The sequence below is a fragment of the Rhodococcus sp. MTM3W5.2 genome (assembly GCF_001984015.1).
Lineage (GTDB): Bacteria > Actinomycetota > Actinomycetes > Mycobacteriales > Mycobacteriaceae > Rhodococcus_G > Rhodococcus_G oryzae.
The window spans coordinates 3,080,001-3,096,759 of record NZ_CP019572.1 but is presented as its reverse complement, the minus strand read 5'-3'; the positions used below and the strand labels follow the sequence as shown (position 1 = coordinate 3,096,759).

At 69.1% G+C, this 16,759-nt stretch carries 12 protein-coding genes, 1 rRNA gene and 3 pseudogenes (1 of these 16 running past the window's edge); 13 read left to right on the top strand and 3 right to left on the bottom strand.

Annotated features, from left to right (window positions below):
* Positions 1-6 precede the first annotated feature (6 nt).
* From argC to BTZ20_RS14035, 10 genes and pseudogenes are all read left to right on the top strand, one after another.
* Positions 7-1,079 (top strand): annotated as a pseudogene (gene argC / locus BTZ20_RS14080) (N-acetyl-gamma-glutamyl-phosphate reductase).
* The gene (gene argJ, locus BTZ20_RS14075; protein WP_077041795.1) at positions 1,076-2,314 is read left to right on the top strand and encodes a bifunctional glutamate N-acetyltransferase/amino-acid acetyltransferase ArgJ; all 1,239 of its coding nucleotides are present in this window, start codon (positions 1,076-1,078) and stop codon (positions 2,312-2,314) included. The pseudogene argC and the gene argJ overlap by 4 nt, the downstream one beginning before the upstream one ends.
* Entirely contained in the window at positions 2,311-3,222 is a 912-nt protein-coding gene (argB, locus tag BTZ20_RS14070; RefSeq protein ID WP_077041794.1) for an acetylglutamate kinase, read from the top strand. Before argJ ends, argB begins: the two co-directional genes overlap by 4 nt.
* Positions 3,222-4,429, top strand: a pseudogene (locus tag BTZ20_RS14065) (acetylornithine transaminase). The gene argB and the pseudogene BTZ20_RS14065 overlap by 1 nt, the downstream one beginning before the upstream one ends.
* On the top strand, positions 4,426-5,379 hold the full coding sequence (gene argF, locus BTZ20_RS14060; protein WP_077041793.1) for an ornithine carbamoyltransferase: 954 nt from the start codon (positions 4,426-4,428) through the stop codon (positions 5,377-5,379). The pseudogene BTZ20_RS14065 and the gene argF overlap by 4 nt, the downstream one beginning before the upstream one ends.
* 14 nt (positions 5,380-5,393) lie before the next feature.
* A complete protein-coding gene (locus tag BTZ20_RS14055; RefSeq protein WP_037178083.1) occupies positions 5,394-5,894 on the top strand; it encodes an arginine repressor in 501 nt (166 codons plus the stop codon).
* A gap of 70 nt (positions 5,895-5,964) precedes the next feature.
* Positions 5,965-7,164: an argininosuccinate synthase gene (locus tag BTZ20_RS14050; protein WP_027503207.1), complete on the top strand. Its 1,200-nt coding sequence runs from the start codon at positions 5,965-5,967 to the stop codon at positions 7,162-7,164.
* Positions 7,165-7,166: 2 nt separating this feature from the next.
* Positions 7,167-8,593 (top strand): annotated as a pseudogene (gene argH, locus BTZ20_RS14045) (argininosuccinate lyase).
* Positions 8,594-8,696: 103 nt separating this feature from the next.
* The gene (locus BTZ20_RS14040; protein ID WP_077041792.1) at positions 8,697-11,672 is read left to right on the top strand and encodes an acyl-CoA synthetase; all 2,976 of its coding nucleotides are present in this window, start codon (positions 8,697-8,699) and stop codon (positions 11,670-11,672) included.
* A 70-nt stretch (positions 11,673-11,742) separates the two neighbouring features.
* On the top strand, positions 11,743-11,961 hold the full coding sequence (locus BTZ20_RS14035; RefSeq protein ID WP_077041791.1) for a Trm112 family protein: 219 nt from the start codon (positions 11,743-11,745) through the stop codon (positions 11,959-11,961).
* A gap of 1 nt (position 11,962) precedes the next feature.
* Here the strand turns inward: BTZ20_RS14035 and BTZ20_RS14030 are convergent, their stop codons facing one another.
* From BTZ20_RS14030 to BTZ20_RS14020, 3 genes are read right to left on the bottom strand one after another with little or no spacing between them, the layout of a single operon-like run.
* A complete protein-coding gene (locus BTZ20_RS14030; RefSeq protein ID WP_077043709.1) occupies positions 11,963-12,577 on the bottom strand; it encodes a TetR family transcriptional regulator in 615 nt (204 codons plus the stop codon).
* Positions 12,574-13,329 carry an ABC transporter permease gene (locus BTZ20_RS14025; protein ID WP_077041790.1) on the bottom strand — a complete coding sequence of 252 codons (756 nt, stop codon included), beginning with the start codon at positions 13,327-13,329 and terminating at the stop codon, positions 12,574-12,576. Before BTZ20_RS14025 ends, BTZ20_RS14030 begins: the two co-directional genes overlap by 4 nt.
* Positions 13,326-14,069: an ABC transporter ATP-binding protein gene (locus BTZ20_RS14020; protein WP_077041789.1), complete on the bottom strand. Its 744-nt coding sequence runs from the start codon at positions 14,067-14,069 to the stop codon at positions 13,326-13,328. Before BTZ20_RS14020 ends, BTZ20_RS14025 begins: the two co-directional genes overlap by 4 nt.
* A gap of 109 nt (positions 14,070-14,178) precedes the next feature.
* Here BTZ20_RS14020 and BTZ20_RS14015 point away from each other — a divergent pair, with 109 nt between their 5' ends.
* The 3 genes from BTZ20_RS14015 to BTZ20_RS14005 all read left to right on the top strand — a co-directional run.
* Complete coding sequence (locus BTZ20_RS14015; RefSeq protein ID WP_083742677.1) at positions 14,179-14,805, top strand: DNA-3-methyladenine glycosylase; 627 nt, start codon at positions 14,179-14,181, stop codon at positions 14,803-14,805.
* Positions 14,802-16,076, top strand: coding sequence for a tyrosine--tRNA ligase (gene tyrS / locus BTZ20_RS14010; RefSeq protein WP_077041787.1), 1,275 nt, complete (start codon positions 14,802-14,804; stop codon positions 16,074-16,076). The genes BTZ20_RS14015 and tyrS overlap by 4 nt, the downstream gene beginning before the upstream one ends.
* Before the next feature lie 587 nt (positions 16,077-16,663).
* Positions 16,664-16,759, top strand: a 16S ribosomal RNA gene (locus BTZ20_RS14005) (it continues 1,419 nt past the right edge of the window).

Below are 16,759 nucleotides of genomic sequence, written 5' to 3'. Positions count from 1 at the left end.
AATCGTATGGTCACTTCTGCAGCTCCCTCAGGCCCGGCATCCACGCCGATCCGGGTCGCCATCGCCGGTGCGAGCGGCTACGCGGGCGGTGAGGTCCTCCGACTGCTGTTGGGTCACCCCGCCTATCGCGACGGCTCGCTGACCATCGGTGCGCTCACAGCGGGAAGCAACGCAGGCAGCACGCTCGGCGAGCACCATCCGCATCTGCTGCCGCTGGCCGATCGCGTCCTCGAGCCGACAACCGTCGAGCAGCTCGCCGGCCACGACGTGGTGTTCCTCGGCCTGCCGCACGGCAATTCGGCCGAGATCGCCAAGCAATTGCCGGAGAGCACCGTCATCATCGACTGCGGCGCCGACTTCCGGCTGGCGAGTGCGGCGGACTGGGAGAAGTACTACAAGAGCGAGCACGCCGGGACCTGGCCGTACGGCCTGCCGGAGCTGCCGGGCCACCGGGAGAAGCTCGTCGGTGCGACCCGGATCGCGGTCCCCGGTTGCTACCCGACCGCGGCCAGCCTCGCCCTCGCCCCGCGGTCGCGGCCGGGATCGTCGAGCCGCGGGTGACCGTGGTCGCAGTCAGTGGCACCTCCGGCGCGGGCCGCGCGCCAAAGGCCGACCTGCTCGGGTCGGAGGTGATGGGGTCGGCAAGGGCGTACGGGGTCGGCGGCGTGCACCGGCACACCCCCGAGATCATCCAGAACCTCTCGCCCCTCGCGGGCACCGAGGTCACCGTGTCCTTCACCCCTGTGCTGGCGCCGATGCCCCGTGGCATCCTGGCCACCTGCACCGCGCCGACCACCGTCACGGAGGCGGAGGCCCGCGCGGTGTACGAAAAGGCCTACGCCGATGAGCCTTTCGTGCACGTACTGCCCGAGCACGTCTTCCCGCAGACCGGCGCGGTGATCGGATCCAATGCCGCCCAGATCGGCGTCACGGTCGACGCCGACGCGGGCCTGCTCGTCGTCATCGCCGCCATCGACAACCTCACCAAGGGGACCGCGGGCGGCGCCGTGCAATCGATGAACCTTGCCCTTGGCCTGCCCGAGACCGATGGTCTCTCGACAGTGGGAGTAGCCCCGTGAACACCACCCCCGTCATCCCCGACTCGGTCGCCGTCGCCGGCGGCAAGCTCGTGCGCACCCAGGGCGTCACCGCGCCCGCCGGGTTCCGCGGCGCAGGCATCGCGGCGGGCATCAAGGTCAGCGGACGCCAGGATCTGGCCCTGGTCTTCAACGAGGGCCCGGACACCGCCGCCGCCGGGGTTTTCACCAGCAACAAGGTCAAGGCCGCGCCGGTGCTGTGGTCCCAGCAGGTGCTGACCGGCGGCAGGCTCCGCGCGGTCGTGCTGAACTCCGGCGGTGCCAACGCCTGCACCGGCGCGCCCGGATTCCAGGACACCCATCAGACCGCCGAGCACGTGGCCGCGACGCTGAGCGACTGGGGCACCGAGACCGGCGCAGGGGAGGTCGCGGTGTGCTCGACCGGACTGATCGGCGACCGGCTGCCGATGGACAAGCTCCTCGCGGGCGTTACCGAGATCGTGCACGAACTGGCGGGCGGGATCTCCGGCGGCACCGACGCCGCCTACGCGATCATGACCACCGACACCGTGCCGAAGCAGGCTGCGCTGCACCACACGAACAAGTGGAACGTCGGTGGCATGGCCAAGGGTGCGGGCATGCTCGCGCCCGCGTTGGCCACCATGCTCTGCGTCGTCACCACCGACGCGATCGCCACCGCCGAGCAGCTCGACGAGGCGCTCCGCAACGCGACCCGGCTGTCCTTCGACAGGCTGGACGTGGACGGCGCGACCTCCACCAACGACACCGTGCTTCTTCTCGCCTCTGGTGCGAGTTCCGTTGCGCCCAGCCAGGAAGAGCTCAACGCCGCCGTGCTCGCGGTCTGCGACGACCTGGCCGACCAGCTGATGGCCGACGCGGAGGGCGTGACCAAGCGGGTCACCGTCACGGTGTCCGGTGCGGCCTCCGAGCAGGACGCGCTCGTTGCCGCGCGGACCGTTGCCCGCGACAGTCTGGTCAAGACGGCGCTGTTCGGTTCCGACCCGAACTGGGGTCGCGTCCTCGCTGCCGTCGGTATCGCCCCGATCGAGCTCGACCCGAATCGGATCTCGGTGTCTTTCAACGGGAACCCGGTCTGCATCGACGGGGTCGGCGCGCCCGGCGCCAGGGAGGTCGACCTCTCCGGCATCGACATCGCGCTGCGGATCGAGCTCGGCGTCGGTGATGCGGAGGTCTCCATCCGGACCACCGACCTCTCGCACGCGTACGTCGAAGAGAATTCGGCGTACTCGTCATGACCGGGCACATCGACAGCATCGAGCACATCACCGCCACCGAGAAGGCGCACGTCCTCGCGGAGGCGCTGCCCTGGCTGGAGCGGTTCCACGGCAAGATCGTGGTGGTCAAGTACGGCGGCAACGCGATGGTCGACGACGACCTCAAGCGGGCCTTCGCCGCGGACATGGCGTTCCTGCGCACCGTCGGCATCCACCCCGTCGTGGTGCACGGCGGCGGCCCGCAGATCAATGCCATGCTCAAGCGTCTCGGCATGGAGGGCGAGTTCCGCGGGGGCTTCCGGGTCACCACCCCCGAGGTGATGGACGTGGTCCGGATGGTGCTGTTCGGCCAGGTGGGTCGCGAGCTCGTCGGACTGATCAACAGCCACGGCCCGTACGCGGTCGGGATCTCGGGCGAGGACGCGCACCTGTTCACGGCGACCAGGCGCACGGTCCAGGTCGACGGGGTGGCCACCGACATCGGGCTCGTCGGCGATGTCACCACGGTCAACCCGGACGCGGTGCTCGACCTGATCGAGGCAGGCCGGATCCCGGTGGTCTCCACGATCGCGCCCGACGCGGACGGGGTCGTGCACAACATCAACGCCGACACCGCGGCCGCGGCGCTTGCCGAGGCGATCGGCGCGGAGAAGCTGGTGATGCTCACCGACGTCGAGGGCCTCTACACCGACTGGCCCGACCGTTCCTCCCTCGCCAGCGAGATCGACTCGGCCGCATTGGAACTGCTGCTGCCCAAACTCGACGCCGGGATGGTCCCCAAGATGGAGGCCTGCCTCCGGGCGGTGCACGGCGGAGTGTCGTCCGCGCACGTGATCGACGGCCGGGTGGCCCATTCGGTGCTCCTGGAGCTGCTCACGGGCGAGGGCATCGGCACCATGGTCACCCATACGAATCAGGAAGGGCAGTGATGACCGAACCTCTGCAGCAGCGCTGGTCGAACGCGTTGATGGACACCTACGGGGTCCCGCGACTGGCCCTGGTCCGCGGCGAGGGCGCGGTGGTCACGGACGCCGACGGTAAGCAGTATCTCGACCTGCTGGCCGGGATCGCCGTCAACATCCTCGGACACGCTCACCCCGCGATCGTCGAGGCCGTCACCGCGCAGCTCTCCACGCTCGGCCACACCTCCAACCTGTACGCCACCGAGCCGGGCATCGCGCTCGCCGAGCAGCTGCTCGCGCATCTCGGTGCACACGGGGCGAGCGGAGCGACGGGGGATGTGCACGGCCGGGTGTTCCTGTGCAACTCGGGCACCGAGGCCAACGAGGCTGCGTTCAAGCTCGCGCGGGCCACCGGCAGGCCCAACATCATCGCCGCGGAGAATGCGTTCCACGGCCGCACCATGGGGGCGCTCGCGCTCACCGGCCAGCCCGCCAAGCGGGCGCCCTTCGAGCCGATGCCGCCCGGCGTCTCGCACGTGCCCTACGGCGACATCGAGGCGCTCGACCGGGCGGTCGACGCCGACACCGCCGCGGTGTTCCTGGAACCGATCATGGGGAGAGCGGCGTCGTCGTGCCGCCCGACGGCTACCTGGCCGCGGCCCGGCAGATCACCGCGGACCGCGGCGCGCTGCTGGTCCTCGACGAGGTGCAGACCGGGATCGGCCGCACCGGCTGGTTCTACGCGCACCAGGCGGTCGGGATCGTGCCGGACGTGATGACCCTGGCCAAGGGTCTCGGCGGCGGCATGCCGATCGGGGCCTGCATCGCGACCGGTGCGGCGGCCGAGCTGTTCGGGCCCGGCAAGCACGGCACCACGTTCGGCGGCAACCCGGTGTGCGCTGCGGCCGCGCTCGCCGTGCTGCGGACCGTCGCCGATCAGGACCTCATCAGCCACGCGGACACCCTCGGCAAGTCGATCACGCACGGGATCGAGAACCTGGGTCACCCGCTGGTCGACCACGTCCGCGGTGCAGGCCTGCTGCTCGGCGTCGTGCTGACCCGGGACGTGGCTCCCGCGGTCGAGGCCGCGGCCCGTGACGCCGGGTTCCTGGTCAACGCGCCGGCGCCCGGTGTGATCCGGTTGGCGCCGCCGCTGATCCTCACCGAGGAGCAGGCGAACGGATTCGTCGCGGCACTGCCCGCGATCCTCGATGTGGTGGAGGAACAGAAATGAGCACGACCATCAAGCACTTCTTGAGGGACGACGACCTCACGCCCGCCCAGCAGGCCGAGGTCCTCGCGCTCGCCGCGGAGCTGAAGCGGTCCCCGTTCGCGAAGCGGACGCTGGAGGGCCCGCGGGGGGTCGGTGTCATCTTCGAGAAGAACTCCACCCGGACGCGCTTCTCCTTCGAGATGGGCATCGCCCAGCTCGGCGGGCACGCGGTCGTCGTCGACGGCCGCAGCACCCAGCTCGGTCGCGAGGAGACGCTGCAGGACACCGGTCGGGTGCTCTCGCGGTACGTCGACGCGGTGGTGTGGCGCACCTTCGGGCAGAAGCGGCTCGAGCAGATGGCGGCGGGGGCGACGGTGCCGATCGTCAACGCGTTGTCCGACGAGTTCCACCCGTGCCAGGTGCTGGCGGACCTGCAGACGCTCGCCGAGCGCAAGGGCGAGCTCAAGGGCCTCAAGCTGACCTACCTCGGCGACGGTGCCAACAACATGGCGCACTCGCTGCTGCTCGGCGGCGTCACCGCGGGCATCGACGTCACGATCGCCGCGCCTGCCGGCTTCGCGCCGCTCGACTACATCGTCGAGGCGGCCAGGTCCCGCGCCGGGCAGACCGGCGCGACGATCACGCTGACCGACGACCCGGTCGCGGGCGCCAAGGGTGCCGACGCCCTGGTCACCGACACGTGGACGTCGATGGGCCAGGAGAACGACGGCCTCGACCGGGTCGGACCGTTCCGGCCGTTCCAGATCAACGCCGCGCTGCTGGCGCACGCGGCCCCGGACGCGACGGTGCTGCACTGCCTGCCGGCGCACCGCGGCGAGGAGATCACCGACGAGGTGATCGACGGGCCGCAGAGCGCGGTCTGGGACGAGGCGGAGAACCGGCTGCACGCGCAGAAGGCGCTACTGGTGTGGCTGCTCGAGCAGCAGGGTGGACCGGGGAACCGGCCGTGACCACCGCCAAGCCGATGGCGGTCGCGTCGGCGAAGGTCGCCGTCGCGCCGACCCGAGCGGGCAGGCAGGCCCGGATCACCGCGCTGCTGTCGGTGCACGAGGTGCGCAGCCAGCCGGAGCTCTCGGCGCTGCTCGCGGCCGAGGGCATCGAGGTCTCCAACGCCACGCTGTCGCGCGACCTCGAGGAGCTCGGGGCCGTGAAGCTGCGGGCCGCGGACGGGGGCGCGGGTGTCTACGTCGTGCCCGAGGACGGCAGTCCGGTCCGCGGGGTGTCCGGGGGTACCGACCGGCTCTCGCGGCTGCTCGGCGAGCTGCTTGTCTCCACCGATGCCAGTGGAAACCTGGCGGTCTTGCGGACGCCGCCGGGCGCCGCGCACTACCTCGCGAGCGCCCTCGACCGGGCTTCGCTGCCCGAGGTTGTCGGAACCATTGCCGGGGATGACACCATTCTTGTTATCGCCCGCGAACCACTCACCGGCGCACAGCTGGCGGAGATGATCGAGAAACTCGCCTGACGGGTTCGAATCCGCCGGCTGACAACTGAAGATCTTGTGAAGAGTTACAACCTGAAGGAGCACAAAGACCATGGCTGAACGCGTCGTACTCGCCTACTCGGGCGGGCTGGACACCTCAGTGGCCATCAGCTGGATCGGCAAGGAGACGGGCAAAGAGGTCGTCGCCGTCGCCATCGATCTCGGCCAGGGCGGCGAGGACATGGAGGTCGTGCGTCAGCGTGCCCTCGACTGCGGCGCGGTGGAGTCCGTCGTGGTCGACGCCCGCGACGAGTTCGCGAACGAGTACTGCCTGCCGACGATCCAGGCCAACGCGCTGTACATGGACCGGTACCCGCTGGTCTCGGCCATCAGCCGGCCGCTGATCGTCAAGCACATCGTCGAGGCCGCGCGCGCCCACGGTGGCACCGTCGTCTCGCACGGCTGCACCGGCAAGGGCAACGACCAGGTCCGGTTCGAGGTCGGCTTCGGCGCCCTCGCGCCCGACCTCGAGGTCATCGCGCCGGTCCGCGACTACGCGTGGACCCGCGAGAAGGCGATCAAGTTCGCCGAAGAGAACAACATCCCGATCAACGTCTCCAAGAAGTCGCCGTTCTCGATTGACCAGAACGTCTGGGGCCGCGCCGTGGAGACCGGGTTCCTCGAGGACCTGTGGAACGCCCCGACCAAGGACGTCTACGACTACACCCAGGACCCCACGGTCAACTGGAACGCACCCGACGAGCTGATCATCAGCTTCGAGGCGGGCAAGCCCGTCGCGATCGACGGCAAGCCGGTCACCGTGCTCGAGGCGATCCAGGAGCTCAACAAGCGCGCGGGCGCCCAGGGCGTCGGCCGCCTCGACGTGGTCGAGGACCGTCTCGTCGGCATCAAGAGCCGCGAGATCTACGAGGCTCCCGGCGCGATGGTGCTCATCACCGCCCACCAGGAGCTCGAGCACGTCACCCTCGAGCGCGAGCTCGGTCGCTACAAGCGTCAGATGGAGCAGCGCTGGTCCGAGCTGGTCTACGACGGCCTGTGGTTCTCCCCGCTCAAGGACGCGCTGGACTCGTTCGTCGCCAAGACCCAGGAGCGGGTCACCGGTGACATCCGGCTGTTCCTGCACGGTGGCGCGATCACCGTCAACGGACGTCGCAGCCCGGAGTCGCTCTACGACTTCAACCTCGCCACCTACGACGAGGGCGATTCGTTCGACCAGTCCTACGCCAAGGGCTTCGTCAACATCCACGGCCTGTCCTCGAAGGTCGCGGCCAAGCGGGACCTGGGTCTGTAGGCATGTCGGAGAGTTCGCACGGTACGAATGAAGGCGCCCTGTGGGGCGGCCGGTTCGCCTCCGGTCCGGCCGAGGCCATGGCCGCGCTGAGCAAGTCGACGCACTTCGACTGGGTGCTCGCGCCCTACGATGTGCGCGCCTCGCAGGCGCACGCCCGGGTGCTGCACAAGGCCGGCCTGCTCAGTGACGCCGACCTCGCGACGATGCTCGACGGGCTGACCCGTCTGGCGGACGACGTGGCCAGCGGGGCGTTCGTGCCTGCGGACTCAGACGAGGACGTGCACGGCGCCCTCGAGCGTGGCCTGATCGAACGGGTGGGCACCGAGGTCGGGGGACGCCTGCGCGCGGGCCGTTCCCGCAACGACCAGGTGGCCACCCTGTTCAGGATGTGGCTGCGCGACGCGGCCCGCCGGGTGGCGGCGGGGGTGCTCGACGTTGTCGACGCCCTCGCCACCCAGGCGGCCGCGCATCCCGACGCGGTGATGCCCGGCAAGACGCACCTGCAGGCCGCGCAGCCGGTGTTGCTCGCGCACCACCTGCTGGCGCACGCGCACCCGCTCCTGCGCGACGTGCAGCGCCTGGAGGACTTCGACAAGCGGGCGGCGGTGTCCCCGTACGGCTCGGGGGCACTGGCGGGTTCGTCGCTCGGGCTCGATCCGGAGGCCATCGCGGCGGAGCTGAACTTCGACTCCTCCGCGGAGAACTCCATCGATGCCACCTCGTCGCGGGACTTCGCGGCGGAGGCGGCGTTCGTGTTCGCGATGATCGCGGTCGACCTCTCCAGGATGGCCGAGGAGGTCATCATCTGGAGCACCCCTGAGTTCGGCTACATCACGCTCGCCGACGCCTGGTCGACCGGTTCGTCGATCATGCCGCAGAAGAAGAACCCGGACGTGTCGGAACTGACGCGCGGCAAGGCGGGCCGACTGATCGGAAACATGACCGGCCTGCTGGCGACGCTCAAGGCTCAGCCGCTGGCGTACAACCGGGATCTGCAGGAGGACAAGGAGCCGGTGTTCGACTCGGTGGCGCAGCTCGAGCTGTTGCTGCCCGCGATCACCGGACTGGTCTCGACCCTCGAGTTCCACACCGACCGGATGGCGGAGCTGGCCCCGGCCGGGTTCACGCTCGCCACCGACATCGCGGAATGGATGGTGCGGCAGGGGGTTCCGTTCCGGGTCGCGCACGAGGCGGCCGGTGCCTGCGTCCGGGTGGCCGAGGGCAGGGGAGTCGGGCTCGAGGAGCTGACCGACGAGGAGTTGGCGGCAGTGGATCCGGCGCTGACCCCGCGGTGCGGGAGGTCCTCACGGTCGCCGGTTCGATTGCCTCACGTAACGCGCGGGGTGGAACCGCCGGTGTACAGGTCGCCCGTCAGCTCGGCGGCGTCCGCGAGTCCTCGCGCGTGCGGCGTGCCTGGATCGACAGGTAGGTGACCCCGAAGGAGAGCGTGCGGCGGGGTGCGTTCACCGGCTGCGCGCGGGGAATATAGTGTGACCTGAGTCACCATCGATCATCCCTTGGGGGACGCAGAAGTGAGTTGGTATCCAGAGGTTCTGAACGGCTCGGTGCGTCGTGTCGTGGCCACCGCTCAGAACGGCCTCGAGGTGATTCGGCTGGGTGGCCTGGAGACGGAAGCCCGTCCCTCGCAGTTCCGGGTGGTCGAACGGGAGCCGATGTTCCGGCTGCGCCGGTACTTCGCGGACGAGGCCACCGACGGCTCGCGGCCGCCGATCGTGCTCGTGCCGCCGATGATGATGTCGGCGGACGTGTACGACGTCGCGCAGGACCAGGGCGCGGTCGGAGTCCTGCATGCGATGGGTCTCGATCCGTGGGTGGTCGACTTCGGGTCGCCGGACAGCGAGGACGGCGGCTGGAACCGCACACTGGCCGACCACGTCGTCGCCATCAGCGACATCATCGACCGGGTGCACGAGCACACCGGCCGGGACGTGCACCTCGCCGGATACTCCCAGGGCGGAATGTTCTGCTACCAGGCCGCGGCCTATCGGCGGTGCAAGAACCTGGCCAGTGTGATCACCTTCGGGGCGCCCGTCGACACGCTCGCGGCGCTCCCGCTCGGCATCCCCGAGGGCGTCGCGACCAGGGCCGCCGACTTCCTCGCCGATCACGTGTTCACCCGGCTCTCGATCGCGGGATGGATGGCGCGCACGGGCTTTCAGTTGCTCGACCCCGTCAAGACCGCGAAGTCCAGGCTCGACTTCCTGCGTCAGCTGCACGATCGGGAGGCCCTGCTGCCGCGCGAGCAGCAGCGGCGCTTCCTTGCCACGGAGGGATGGGTCGCCTGGTCGGGCCCGGCCGTCGCGGAACTGCTCAAGCAGTTCATCGTGCACAACCGGATGATGTCCGGTGGCTTCGTGATCCAGGAGCGACTGGTCACCCTCGCGGAGCTGAGCTGCCCGATCCTGGCCTTCGTGGGTGAGGTCGACGACATCGGCCAGCCGGTGGCGGTGCGCGGGATCAGGAAGGCGGCACCGCGTGCCGAGGTCTTCGAGTCCACCTTGCGTGCAGGCCACTTCGGGCTCGTCGTCGGGTCCGCCGCGGCCACCCAGACCTGGCCGACGGCGGGCGAATGGGTGCGCTGGCGGGAGGGGCTCGGCCCCCGCCCCGAGACCGTCGACGAGATGACCTATGAGGATCAGCCGGCGACGGAGACCGGGGTCTCGGTGAGTGACCGGATCCTGCACACCGGGGCGTCCATCGCCGAGGTGGGCGTCGGGATCACCAGGGGCGTGCTGGACATCACCTCGCACACGATGCGTGGGACAAGGGAATTGTCCGCCGAGGCGATCCGGGTGCTGCCCCGGTTGGCCCGGCTCGGGCAGATCCAGCCGCACACGACGATCTCGCTCGGCAAGCTGCTGGCCGAGGCCGGCGCCAAGTCGCCCAAGGGCGAATGCTTCCTGTTCGACGATCGCGTGTACACCAACGAGGCCGTCAACACCCGGATCGACAACGTGGTGCGGGGGCTGATCTCGACGGGTGTCCGTCCCGCGGAGCGCATCGGCGTGCTCATGGAGACCAGGCCGAGCGCGCTCATCGCGATCGCGGCGCTGTCGCGGATCGGCGCCGTCGTCGTCATGCTGCCGCCGACCGCCGACCTGTCCGCGTCGGTGCGCCTCGGCGGGGTCCAGACGATCATCACGGACCCGGACAATCTGCGTTCCGCGACCTCGCTCGGGGTCGACGTGCTGGTCCTCGGCGGTGGCGAGTCACGGGTCCTGGACACCGAACCGGACTCGGCCACAATCGATCTGGAGAAGATCGACCCGTCGAAGGTGAAGCTGCCCGCGTGGTACCGACCGAATCCCGGACGCGCACAGGAGCTCGCCTTCGTGTTGCTGAGCCGGTCCGGCGGCCATCTCGAGGCGAAGCACATCACCAATCACCGCTGGGCGCTGTCCGCCTTCGGCACCGCGACCGCGGCGAACCTGGGCCGTGGTGACACGGTGTATTCGATTGCCCCGCTTTACCATTCGTCCGTACTCCTGGCCACGCTCGGCGGCGCGATCGCCGGTGGATCCAGGATCGCGCTCACCAGGGGACTCGATCCCGCGCAGTTCGCCGCCGAGGTGCACCGCTACGGCGTGACCGTGGTCGCCTACACGTGGACGATGATGCGTGAGCTGGTGAACTGCGAGGACCTGCCCATCGGCCCCGGGCACCCGATCCGGTTGTTCATCGGTTCGGGCATGCCGCGCGGGCTGTGGCTGCGGACGATGGAGCGATTCGAGCCGGCTCAGGTGCTCGAGTTCTATGCCTCCACCGAGGGCGCGGTGGTCCTCGCGAACGTCTCGGGTGCCAAGCCGGGCTCGAAGGGACGCCCGCTGCCCGGCAGCACCCCGGTCCGGATCGCCGCGTACGACCCGATCCGGGGCGAATACCTGGTCGACGAGCAGGGGCTGGTTCGTGAGTGCGGTGTCGGGGAGGTCGGGCTGCTGCTCGGTCACGCGACCCACAACGAGGCGATCAGCGGCGCCATGCGCGGGGTGTTCGGCGCAGGCGATGCCTGGGTGCCGACCGAGCACCTGTTCACCATGGACGCCGACGGCGACTACTGGATGATGGACGAGAAGGACGCCGTGGTCCGGGCCAAGCGCGGGCCGGTGTTCGGGCAGCCGATCGTCGACGCCCTCGGCGGGATCGAGCGCGTGGACAACGCGGTGGCCTACGGGGTCGCCGTCGGGGACGAGGAGCTGGCGGTGGCCGCGCTGACGCTGCTCCCCGACAGTTCGCTCAGCGCAGTCGATCTGGCGGATGCCCTGGCCGATCTCGAACCCGCGCAGCGCCCGGACCTGATCCACGTCGTCCCGGAGATCGCAATCAGCAATTCGTACCGGCCCAGGCGCAGCGCCCTCAAGGCGGCCGGACTGCCCAAGCCCGGTGTGCGCTCGTGGTACTACGACCCGGAGAAGGACGGCTATCGCCGCCTGACCCGGGCGGTGATCGCGGAGCTGAAGGAGCAGGGGAGTCGGGCACTGACCGGATAGCCGGGTAGCGTTACCGACGACATCGGCTGTGGCCGACCCCCGCCCTTCGCACGCTCGAGAGGACCTTTCCGTGGCGCTTGATCCCACCCTGCTGAGCATCCTGGCCTGCCCGCAGGACAAGGGTCCCCTGCTGCTCGTCGACGACGAGTTGCTCTACAACCCTCGGCTGCACCGCGCCTACCCCATCGAGGACGGCATCCCGGTCCTGCTGGTGGACGAGGCGCGGACGGTGGGCGACGACGAGCACGAGGCGTTGCTCGCGCGCGCCACCGGACCTGCCACCGACTAGGTCAGGTCACCGCTCCGGTCAGGTAGCGCTGCACCGTCGGTCCGATCAGGACGACCACCTCGTCGACGGACAGCGAGGCGATCGGTTCGAGCCGGAGCAGATACCGGGTGATCAGCAGTCCGGACAGTTGCGATGCGACAAGGGTGGCCCGCAGCGGGCCGCTTCCCGGTGGGTCGTCGAACCGCCCGACGAGCTCGCGCAGGATGACCTCGGTGAGGAAGTTGCTCACCAGGCCGGTCGACTCGCCGGAGATGGCGGCGCGGAAGGCGGCCAGCACGGCGGTGCCCTGCGGCGACTCCCATACCCCGAGGACGCCGCGCAGCAGGAGCTCGCCGATCTCCTCGATCGGGGCGTCGAGCACCGCGCCCAGGATCACCTGGGGATCCACCGGCATGTCGACCGCGGCGAGGAACAGCGCGCGCTTGGTGCCGAAGTAGTGGTGCACCAGCGCCGAGTCGACACCGGCCTCCGCGGCGATCGCGCGCACAGAGGTCCTCTCGAAACCGCTGTCCGCGAACTGATTCCGGGCAGCTGTGAGGATGAGTTCCTTGGTGTCCGGGTTACCGGGCCTGCGTCCGGACCGCGCCGCCGTCGTGGCGGGGCCGCGAGAGGTCATGGCGTTCGCCTGCGCAGCGTCGCCGCGGCGAGGCACAGGGCCACGACCGCGAAGCCGGCGACAACGCCGAGGTCGCGCCACATCACCGCGGTGCTGCCGGGGTACCGCGCGACCTGCTGCAAAGCCTCGACGGCATAGCTCAGCGGCATCACGTTCGAGATCCATTCCAGCCACTGCGGCAACTGGTCGCGGGGCACCAGCAGGCCGCACAGGAACAGCTGCGGGATCACGATCACCGGCATGAACTGGACCGCCTGGAACTCGGTCCGGGCGAAGGCGCTGCAGAGCAGACCGAGCGCGACGCCGAGGGTCGCGTCGAGCACCGCGATCAGCACGACCAGCCCGACGCTCCCCGAGGTGGTCAGGCCGAGCAGCCCGAACGTCACCAGGCAGGCGACGATCGCCTGCGCCGCGGCGGCCAGCGAGAACGCGGTGCCGTAGCCGCCGAGCAGGTCCAGCTTGGACATTGGCGTGGTGAGGAGTCGTTCGAGGGTGCCCGAGCTCCGTTCGCGCTGCATCGCGATGGAGGTGACCAGGAACATCACCACGAACGGAAGGATCCCGAGCATGGTGACCGCGATCCGATCGAACAACGGCTGCTGGCCGGGTGGCGTCGGCACGTTCACGTACAGGAAGTAGAGCAGCGTCATCAGCAGTGCGGGGACCAGCAGGATCATCGCGACCGTCCGGTGGTCGGCACGGAGCTGGCGGAGAATCCGTCCGGTGCTGGCGGTGTAGATCCGCGCGTTCATGACTGCTGCGCTCCTACGGTGCGGGTGCGGATCAGGGTGAGGAATGCGTGCTCGAGGCTCGATTGCCCGGTCTCGGTACGCAGTTCGTCGGGGCTGAGCTGGGCGATCAGGCTGCCCTCGCGCATGAGCAGCAGCTCCGGGCAGTGCTCGGCCTCGTCCATCACGTGGCTGGAGACGAGCAGCGTGGTGCCCGCGGCAGCCAGGTCGGCGAACTGATCCCACAGGTCGGCGCGCAGCACCGGATCGAGCCCGACGGTCGGCTCGTCCAGGATCAGCAGTTCGGGGTTCCCGACCAGTGCGCAGGCGAGGGACACGCGGGCGCGCTGGCCGCCGGAGAGCTGTCCGGCCTGTTGGTCCGAGTAGCCGCCGAGCGCCACCGCGTCGATGGCCTCGGCCGCGGCGGCCGCCGGGCGGCCGTACAGGGCGGCGAAGTACCGGACGTTGTCGCGGACCGAGAGGTCGAGGTAGACGGTGGGGGACTGGGTGACGTACCCGACCCGGTGGCGCAGCGAGGCCGATCCGGCGGGTTCGCCGAGCACGGTGACCGAGCCCGATTCGACGATCTGGGTCCCCACGATCGCCCGCATCAGTGTCGTCTTTCCGCAGCCCGATGGGCCGAGCAGCCCGGTGATGGATCCGCTCTTGACGCTCAGGTTCAGCGTGTGCAGCACTTCGTTTCTGCCTCGCCGGATGACGAGATCGGAGATCTCGATCGCTGGGCGGGTCGTCGATCCGGGCATCGAAGCCTCATTTCATCGAGTGATGAAATCATCCTTGGATGAATTCTCTGCCCATGGTGGGTGGGTGTCAACACCCCGGTGGGCACGACTTCGAGGCACAATCGGCGAGATGTCGGAGCGAGAGCTGGCCGCCGCGGATCCCCTCACGGCGGCACGTCTGGTGCTCGGGGCCCGACTCAGCGCGGGCGGGGTCACGATGCGAGTCGTGGAGGTCGAGGCGTACGGCAGTGACCCGGCGGGGCCGTGGCCGGATCCGGCCGCGCATTCCTATCCAGGGCCGACTCAACGCAATGCCGTGATGTTCGGGCCTGCGGGCAGGCTGTACGTCTACCTCAGTCACGGCCTTCATCTGTGCATGAACGTCTCCTGCGCGGGCGTCGGCACCGCGGGCGCTGTCCTGCTCAGGGCGGCCGAGGTGATCGACGGCGAGGACATCGTGCGGCGGCGCCGTGGTCCGGACAAGCGCCATCGCGACCTGGCAAGGGGACCGGGAAACCTCGGGCAGGCGCTCGGAATCACCCTGGCGGACAACGGAACCGACCTTTTCGCCAGAGGGTCCGCGATCAGGTTGCGGCTCGATCCGCTGCTCGATCATGAGGAGGGGCCACGCGTCGGGGTGAGCCGGGCGGCCGAGTGGCCCTGGCGACTGTGGGATCCCACCTCGTCAGCGGTTTCCGCGTACCGCCGCAGCCCGCGTGCGTCCGTCGTCCCTGGTACGGGAGAATCGAGGACGTGACTGAGAACATCATCGACGAACTCCACTGGCGTGGCCTCATCCAGCAATCCACGGATCTCGACGCGCTGCGCCGCGACGCCGATGCCGGTCCGGTCACGCTCTATGCCGGCTTCGACCCGACCGGTCCAAGCCTGCACGCCGGGCACCTGGTGCCGCTGCTGGCGCTGAAGCGATTCCAGATGGCCGGCCATCGGCCGATTGTGCTCGCAGGCGGTGCGACCGGACTGATCGGCGATCCGCGCGACGTGGGGGAGCGCACCATGAACTCCGCCGACACCGTCGCCGAGTGGGCCGGCCGCATCCGCGCCCAGCTCGAGCGCTTCGTCGAGTTCGAGGGTCCCGGTGCAGCCGTGATCGAGAACAACATGAACTGGACCGGCAAGCTGACCGCCATCGACTTCCTACGCGATATCGGCAAGCACTTCTCGGTCAACGTCATGCTGGCCAGGGACACGGTCAAGCGCAGGCTCGACTCGGACGGCATGTCGTACACCGAGTTCAGCTACATGCTGTTGCAGGCGAACGACTACCTGCAGCTCCGCCGCGAGTACGGCTGCACGCTCCAGGTCGGCGGGTCCGATCAGTGGGGCAACATCATCGCGGGCGTCGAGCTCAATCGACGGGTCGACGGGGAGTCGGTGCACGCGCTCACGGTCCCGCTGGTCACCTCGGCCGACGGCAAGAAGTTCGGCAAGTCGACCGGTGGCGGCAGCCTGTGGCTCGACCCGGAGATGACCAGTCCCTACGCCTGGTACCAGTACTTCGTGAACACCGCGGACGCGGACGTCGTCCGGTACCTGCGCTGGTTCACCTTCCTCACCCAGGAGGAGCTCGCCGAGCTTGAGCAGGAGACGCTCGCGCGGCCGCAGGCCCGGGCGGCACAGCGCCGGCTCGCGGCCGAGATGACGACCCTGGTGCATGGCGAGCACAACACCGCCGCCGTCGAGCACGCCAGCCAGGCGCTGTTCGGCAAGGCCGAGCTGGCCGAGCTGGACGAGTCGACCCTCGCCGCGGCGCTGACCGAGGCGGCCGTCGCGCAGGTGCGGCCGGGCGACGCGACGACCATCGTCGACCTGCTGGTGACCAGCGGTCTCTGTGAGAGCAAGGGTGCGGCGCGACGCACCATCAAGGAGGGTGGTGCCTCGGTGAACAACCAGCGGATCAGCGCCGAGGAGTGGGAGCCGCAGGCCACCGATCTGCTGCACGGACAGTGGCTGGTCATCCGTCGCGGCAAGCGGAACTTCGCCGGCATCCAGGTACTGCCCGCCTGAGTCGATCGTCAGGGGTGGCGCGGGTCACATCGATGTGATTCGATGGATTCGCGCCCCCAGGGCGGTGCGCGCGGCCCGCGACCTGCGGGAGTTCCGCGACACGCGCAGCTGACCTGGGGATTTGACGCTGTGTTCTTGTTCGCGTAACTTTTGTCGAGTCAGAGCGACACGGACACCGACCCGGCCGAGAGGCGCGGGACACGAGGTTGGACGTAGGCGCCAGACAATCCTAGGAGTTGTAGCCGGTTTCGATCGGTTGCGCTTCACTGCCTTCTTACTGTGGCGGGGCCGGTTTTGACCGGGTCTGCTCGATGAGATAGGCTGGAACAGTTGCCCCGGAGCGGCCGAGAACGAGTTTCTCGGTGGTGATGGTGTGTGCGTGTTCTTTGAGAACTCAACAGTGTGCCGATGAATGTCAGTGCCAAATTTTGGTACTCCACACCATTTGGTGTGGGTATTTGCTGGCTCTTTTCCTTCTTCCGTCGGAGAGGGGTCAGTGTTTGAAGCTAGTTTGAGTTTTTGAATGCTAGTGATTTGACTCGATGTCTATGACTGATTAGCAGGTTCGCCTGTGAAATCTAGAGTCTTCAACGGAGAGTTTGATCCTGGCTCAGGACGAACGCTGGCGGCGTGCTTAACACATGCAAGTCGAGCGGTAAGGCCCTTCGGGGTACACGAGCGGC